The 1,064-nt window shown below is 51.5% G+C and carries 1 protein-coding gene; it reads left to right on the top strand.

What is annotated here, in order from left to right:
- Positions 1 to 606 precede the first annotated feature (606 nt).
- On the top strand, positions 607 to 1,064 hold a 458-nt coding region (locus V6D20_22850), incomplete at its 3' end, for a hypothetical protein (protein ID HEY9818621.1).

Here is a 1,064-nt window from a genome sequence, read left to right on the forward strand (position 1 = left end):
GTTGTGCCGATGGTTAGCTACACTCGCTACAGGGTAGAGCCTACATTTATGATTGTGGGCGAAGCCGTTGCATTTAGTTTTAGGATCAGGTTATAGTGGTCTGGCAATGATGGTTGCATTTGTCTCGCTCAGCAACGCCCAAGAAAGCTGAGGAGTAGCCGAAAGGCCATGCGGGCAACTCGCTGTGAAGCGACACGTGTACGCAACCCGTTAGGCGATACTAGCGGGCACTTGGAAACGCTCTGGATAGGCAAGGCTGGTTTGAGTCCATAAGCCCTTTAACCTAAGAGCGCTTCGCAAGTGACTACACCGATAAGGACTCTTAGCCACATACCGTCAAACGTCTGCTGGTTCCCCACCAAGCGTGGTTGAGAGTTCTTTTCAGTGTTGTTAAAGAGCGATAAGCAATACAGGAGCTAGGATAGACCGCGCCTAGCAACAACACTACCTACTCCCCGCTGGCATATCGGATATATGCCCTCTCCCTTGGCCCTCTTCGTGAGGGCATTTTTTATGGCCTGTTCACTCTTATGCCTTTCAGTTATACTAAACGCATCAAAACTGCAAGGTTTGTTATAACCGTGAGACTAAACAGAGGCCACCACATTGAGTAACGTAACGTCTAGCAGCTACCCGGTCATTACCGTCACCAAGTCGGGCGATCAATACCTTGTGGTGCAGAATGGCCAGCTCAAGAAGCTAACACAGGCAGGGCTTGCGGCGTTCATTGATGGCCTAGCGCCTGACACCCTGCTAGAGTTAAGCGATACCCCGGCGTCATACGTAGGCCAGCAGGGAAAGGCGCTTGTCGTTGGCCCTGGTGAGCAGGAAATGATCTTTGAGGCTGCTACGTCAGGCAACTTCCTTGCGCTCTCCGACACCCCCGGCGCTTATGGCGGGCAGGCCACTAACTTTGCAGTGGTCAAGGCTGATGAGACTGGCCTTGAGTTCATTGAAAGCAAGTTTATTAATCAGTCTGATACGCCTCTTAGCTATACAGGGCAGGGCGGACAAGTTGTCACAGTAAACACTGCTGGGAACGCATTGATCTTTGCAGATCCTGC

This window comes from Candidatus Obscuribacterales bacterium (assembly GCA_036703605.1).
Taxonomy (GTDB): domain Bacteria; phylum Cyanobacteriota; class Cyanobacteriia; order RECH01; family RECH01; genus RECH01.